Annotated in this window: 6 protein-coding genes and 1 pseudogene; 3 read left to right on the top strand and 4 right to left on the bottom strand. The window is 69.2% G+C overall.

What is annotated here, in order from left to right:
- The 4 genes and pseudogenes from WA670_RS44970 to WA670_RS44955 form a co-directional block, all read right to left on the bottom strand.
- Positions 1-111 (bottom strand): annotated as a pseudogene (locus WA670_RS44970) (superoxide dismutase); the annotation flags it as partial.
- Between the two features lie 114 nt (positions 112-225).
- Positions 226-900, bottom strand: a complete 675-nt coding sequence (locus tag WA670_RS44965; protein WP_336162298.1) for a biliverdin-producing heme oxygenase — start codon at positions 898-900, stop codon at positions 226-228.
- Positions 901-979: 79 nt separating this feature from the next.
- Positions 980-1,582, bottom strand: a complete 603-nt coding sequence (locus WA670_RS44960) for a TetR/AcrR family transcriptional regulator (protein ID WP_336162296.1) — start codon at positions 1,580-1,582, stop codon at positions 980-982.
- Positions 1,583-1,635: 53 nt separating this feature from the next.
- The gene (locus WA670_RS44955) at positions 1,636-3,132 is read right to left on the bottom strand and encodes a glutamate-cysteine ligase family protein (protein ID WP_037819966.1); all 1,497 of its coding nucleotides are present in this window, start codon (positions 3,130-3,132) and stop codon (positions 1,636-1,638) included.
- Positions 3,133-3,349: 217 nt separating this feature from the next.
- Between WA670_RS44955 and WA670_RS44950 the strand changes: the two genes are divergently transcribed.
- From WA670_RS44950 to WA670_RS44940, 3 genes are read left to right on the top strand one after another with little or no spacing between them, the layout of a single operon-like run.
- Positions 3,350-4,171: a TrmH family RNA methyltransferase gene (locus WA670_RS44950; protein WP_336162293.1), complete on the top strand. Its 822-nt coding sequence runs from the start codon at positions 3,350-3,352 to the stop codon at positions 4,169-4,171.
- Positions 4,172-4,203: 32 nt separating this feature from the next.
- The gene (locus tag WA670_RS44945; protein ID WP_037819961.1) at positions 4,204-4,794 is read left to right on the top strand and encodes a DUF2537 domain-containing protein; all 591 of its coding nucleotides are present in this window, start codon (positions 4,204-4,206) and stop codon (positions 4,792-4,794) included.
- 18 nt (positions 4,795-4,812) lie between these two features.
- Complete coding sequence (locus tag WA670_RS44940; protein WP_037819959.1) at positions 4,813-5,166, top strand: MmcQ/YjbR family DNA-binding protein; 354 nt, start codon at positions 4,813-4,815, stop codon at positions 5,164-5,166.
- Positions 5,167-5,378 lie beyond the last annotated feature (212 nt).

Raw genomic sequence — 5,378 nt, 5'->3', positions numbered from 1 at the left:
GACGTAGGTCGCGTGGTGCTTGCTGTGGTGCAGCTCGTTGATCTCGCCGGAGATGTGCGGCGCGAGGGCACCGTAGTCGTAATCGAGTTCGGGCAGCTCGTACCGGGCCATGGGCCCTCCTTCTGGTCGACGCGCGGTTGTGCTTGGCGGCTTCCCTCGCGGGAGCCTTCTGAAACCGAGCCTCGTACTTCGAGCTAGGTGGAGGTCAACCCGCTGTGACCCGGCTCATGCCGCCGGGTCCCGGTACCGCGCGAGGTCGAGGGCCAGTTCGTCGAACACCGCCACGTTGTGCTCGAACGCGACCACGGATTCGTCGATCACCCGGGCGCGGTCGGCCTCGCTCCACGGCGCCTCGTCGAGCTTCGCGCGGTAGCGGTCGCGGAACCCGGGGGCGCTGCCGATCTCGTCGAAGCGGTAGAAGAGCGTGCCCGCCTCGGCGAGGTCGAACTTCTTCTCCAGCAGCCGCCGGATGATCTGGCCGCCCGCGATGTCGCCGAGGTAGCGCGTGTAGTGGTGCGCCACGAACCCGCCGGACCAGCGTGCCGCCTCGGCGATCCGCGCGGTGTAGGCCTCGGTCGCGGCGAGCGGGGCGATCTCGGTGCGCCAGCCGGGGCCGACCAGGCGGGCGAGGTCGCGTTCCAGCGCGGGCAGCCGGCGCAACTCCTCGAACACGAACTCGCCGCCGACCGGGTCGTCGGCCATCGCGTCGCCTGCCCGCTCGATCGCCTCGTAGATGAAGTAGTACTGGGTGGCCAGCGCCGCGTAGCCGTCCAGTGTCAGCTCGCCGCCGAGCAGCGCGTTCATGTACGTGGAGTGGTTGGCCTTGTCGTGGACCGTCCTCGTGGACGCGCGCAGCTGTCCGGAGAACGGGCTGGCTTCGAGGTCCGCGGTCACCGTCATCAAAGGCCTCCCGACGTTCTTTCTGACAAGCTGTCAGAAAGAACTGTAGGCCACGACCGGTACTTAGGCTACCCTAAAATCAGTGGTTTTCACTCGAACCGACCGCTCGCCGGACGAACCGCACGGCGGCCTCGATAGCGTCTTCGAGCTGGTCAGCGGGGACATCGATGACCTGACGGCTGCCGAGCGCGGCGGTGATCATCGGGACCACCACGTCGAGGTCCTGCGCGGGCCAGCTGCCCGCGTCGACTCCGGCGAGCAGTACCGAGCGAAGCTGTTCGATGATCGGGTCGGCGTGCGCGCTGATCCGCTGATACGCCGCGGGCGCGAGCGCGGACTCCAGTGCGGTGCCCGGCGGAAGGTGGTGTTCGGCCAGCACGCGCAGCTGCAGCCGGACGAACGTGGCCAGCTGGGCGACCGGGTCCGGTTCGGCGTCCACCGCCGCGCGCAACCGCTCGACATACCGCGCGGACTCGTCCTCCACGAACGCGACGAGCAGGCTCTCCTTGTCCGGGAAGTGGTTGTACATCGCGGTGCGGCCGAGCCCGGCCTCCGCGGCGACGCCGGCGAGCGTGATCGCGTCGAACCCGCGCTCGTACAGCTGCGCGCGGACGACGTCGAACACTCGCGACCGCACCTCGCGGCGGTGCGCTTCGAGCGAACCGCCCAGCACCTTCGGCACGCGCGCCACCCCCTTCCCGTGCGAAACACTGTAGGGGACCGCGCGAAAACAGCTCAGTCGTCGAGCGGCCAGGTGTGCACCGGCTCGCCAGCCTCAGAGAGTTCCAGGTACCGCCGCAGCATCCAGTTGAGCGCGGTTTCGCGGTCGGCCCCGCGTTCGTGCGCGCGCAGCACGTAGTCGCGTTGCCAGGCCGCGCCGCTGCGGCGGGCGAGGCAGCGGCGTTCGATGATGCCGAGGTAGCGCACGCGGGCTTCGTCGGAGACGTCCGACCGGCGCAGGCCCTCGTGGGCCAGCGGCAGCAGGACGCGCAGGGCCAGTTCGTCCGGCGGGATCCAGCCGATGCCGGGCCAGTACAGCTGCGCGTCGAAACCCTTGCGCGCGCCCTCGTACAGGTTTTCTTCCGCTGCCTGGAACGACATCTGCGACCAGACCGGCCGGTCCTGTTCCGCGAGCGCGCGCTGGGCGCCGTAGAAAAATGCCGCGTTGGCGACGATGTCGGCGACCGTCGGACCGGCGGGCAGCACGCGGTTTTCGATGCGCAGGTGCGGCAGGCCGTCGACGACGTCGTACACCGGCCGGTTCCACCGCCAAATCGTTCCGTTGTGCAGCCGCAGTTCGGAAAGTTTTGGCGCCTGCCCGGATTCGAGCGCTTCGATCGGGTCCTCGAGATCGGTCTCCGGCAGCAGTCCCGGGAAATAGCGGACGTTTTCCTCGAACAGGTCGAAGATCGACGTGATCCACCGTTCGCCGAACCACACCCGCGGCCGGACGCCCTGGTTTTTCAGCTCCTCCGGCCGGGTGTCGGTGGCCTGCTGGAACAACGGGATCCGGGTTTCGTGCCACAGCGCCTTGCCCAGCAGGAAAGGAGAGTTCGAGGCGAGCGCGATCTGGACGCCGGCCAGACATTGCGCGGCGTTCCAATGCGCCGCGAATTCCTCGGGGGCCACCTGCAGATGCAATTGGACTGAAGTACAGGCGGCCTCCGGGAGAATGGACTCCGCGTAGTGCCGCAGCCGCTCCGGCTGGGCCCCGGGCAATGCCGGGCCGTCCATCGCGAGCGCGATCCGTTCGCCGCGGGCGGCGAAGATCTCGTCGTTCAGCGACGTGTAACGCGTTTTGTGGGAAAGCCACTTCTGGTCGAAATGCTCCGCTCCCAGCGTGGGCAGAATGCCGATCATGGCCACCGACGAGCCGGTGTGCGCCGCGCTCTCCTGCGCTTTCGCGAGGTAGGAGTGCAGGTCTTCTTCCAGGCGCAGCGCGGAATCCCCGGCGAGCGGACGCGGCGGCACGTTCAGTTCCAGGTTGTGCTGGCCGAGTTCGGTGGTGAACGACGCGTCGTCGAGCGCCTCCAGCACGACCGAGTTGGTCATCGACGGCCGCAGCTGCCCGTCCACCAGGTTCAGCTCGACTTCGAGCCCGATGTTCTTGCGGGGAAAGGAAAAACTCCCGTCGGTGAGCATCCGGGCCAGGGTGTCCAGGCATCGCTGGACCTTCCGGCGGTACCGTCCGCGATCGAGCCGGCCGGGGTGTGCCGAGAGATCCGTACCCATGGTTCGACGCGCTCCTTGGCTGCTGTCCGCAGTGGTCTGGGCGGCTAGTACGCCAGGCAGACCACCGTCGCACAGCGCCGCGCCATGGGCTAGCGGCCAAACTGGTGCTCTCCGTCACCGGCGGTTGACCCTGCGCGTAACTACGCCGTTTGCCCTAAAGCGCCTCGCACGTTCGGACCAGTGGGCACGGGTTCGGGCGGGTGCGAGACTGTCCGATGTGGCTCAACTGATCTTCACCGAGGACCGGGCGCATCCGGGGCTCGACGACTTCCGCGACCTGTCCACAGCGGACCGTCGGCCGGACCGCCCCTGCGGGCGTGGGCTGGTGATCGCCGAGGGAACCGTCGTGGTCGGGCGGCTGCTTGCTTCGCGCTATCCGGTGCGAGCGCTGCTCGGCGTGGAGCGACGGCTGCGGGAATTGGAAGACGAACTCGCGGGCGTCGACGTGCCCGCGTATGTGACGTCGGCGGAGACGATGGCCGACGTCGTCGGTTTCCACCTCAATCGCGGGGTGCTCGCGGTCGCGGATCGCCCGGAACCGCCGACGGTCTCCCAAATCGTGGACAGCGCACAGGTTTTGGCCGTGCTGGAAGGCGTCGGCGATCACGAGAATCTCGGCGCGCTTTTCCGCAATGCCGCCGCGCTCGGCGTCGGCGGGATATTGCTCGGTCCGGGTTGTTCGGATCCGCTTTACCGGCGCAGTGTGCGCGTTTCGATGGGACACGTGCTGCGCGTCCCGTTCGCGACTTTCGACAGCTGGCCCGGCGGCCTGGATGTGCTGCGGGCACGGGGTTTTACGGTGGCTGCGCTCACTCCGCGCGCGGATTCCGTACCGCTGCGCGGATTGCGCGAAAAAGTGCCGGGTCCGATCGCGCTGCTGCTCGGCGCCGAGGGGCCGGGGCTGACGGACGAGGCGATCGAGGCCGCGGACGTCGCGGTCCGCGTGGAGATGGTGGCCGGGGTCGACTCGCTGAACGTCGCCACGGCCGCGGCGATCGCGTTCCACGAGGTATCGGCGGGCGTCGCCCCACTAGAGTGACCCCCGGCACGTTTCTTGCGGGGAGGGGCACGATGGAGCTGCGCATCCGCGGCGAGCAGGCGGTGCTCGCCGGGCCGGGCGGCGAGCACGCGCGAGAGGTCGACCCGCGCCGGCTCGCGATCGGTGCCGAGCTGGCGCAAGCCCTGCACGAGTGGGCGCGCGTGGCGTCGGCGGTGGCGCGCTCCGACTCGGACGTCGACGTCGCCGGTTCGGTCGTGTCGCAGCGCGGACGTCAGCTCGCCGCGCGACTGGCCGCGGTGATGGGCACCGAGGTGCGCTTCGTCGACCCGGTGACCGGCGTGGAAACGGTGGTCGAACCGCCTCGGCGGCCGGATCAGCCCGCGCGGGCCCGGACTCGGGAAGAGCCGACGCCTTGGCTCACCGGGCTGACCGTGTCGGTGTTCGCGGCCGCGGTGGTGGTCGTGGCGATGCTCGCGCTGGCCACCACGCTCGCCCGCGAGACGAGCGTGTGGCTCGCGCTGATCGCGGCGCTGGTGGTGACCGGCGGCGTCGCACCGTCCCTGTGGCTGGGCCGGAAGGTGCCGATCCTGCGCTGGGCGGTGTACGGCGCGGGCGGCGGCTTGGCTCTCGCGTGGATCGGCGTGCTGGCCACGGTGTTCTGACTCGCGGATACTGACGCGATGGCTCCGCTCGACAAGCTGCGCGCCCTCTGTCTCGCCCTGCCCGAAGCCACCGAACGACTCAGCCACGGCGAACCGACGTGGTTCGTCCGCGGGCGCAAGACGTTCGCGATGTTCGCCGACCGGCACCACGACGACAAGCTCGCGTTCTGGTGCCCCGCGCCGCCCGGTGTGCAGGAGGAACTGGTGCGCACCGAGCCGGAGCGATTTTTCCGGCCGCCCTACGTCGGAGTGCACGGATGGCTCGGCGTGCGGCTCGATGTGGACGTCGACTGGACCGAGGTGGACCAGATCGTGCGCGAGGCGTATCGGCACGTGGCGCCGAAGAAACTGGCCGCGTTGCTGGACGCCTGACCCCGACCGCTGCGCTTCCGCCGCCGTCCGTGAGGGCCACCCTGAGGGAATCGGATTCCCTGAGGGTGGCCCTCACGTACCAGGATGCTGCGAGCACCGGCCGACGAGCCGCGCTGGGCGGCTTTCTTTCCTGCTGAAAGTCCGTGAAGGGCTCCTTGAGGGAATCAGATTCCCTCAAGGAGCCCTTCACGGACCGAAGCTGTCTCAGGTCG

It is taken from the genome of Amycolatopsis sp. VC5-11 (assembly GCF_037034185.1).
Classification (GTDB): Bacteria; Actinomycetota; Actinomycetes; order Mycobacteriales; family Pseudonocardiaceae; genus Amycolatopsis; species Amycolatopsis nivea.
The sequence above is the reverse complement of the archived record's forward strand: the minus strand, read 5'-3'. Positions and strand labels throughout refer to the sequence as shown.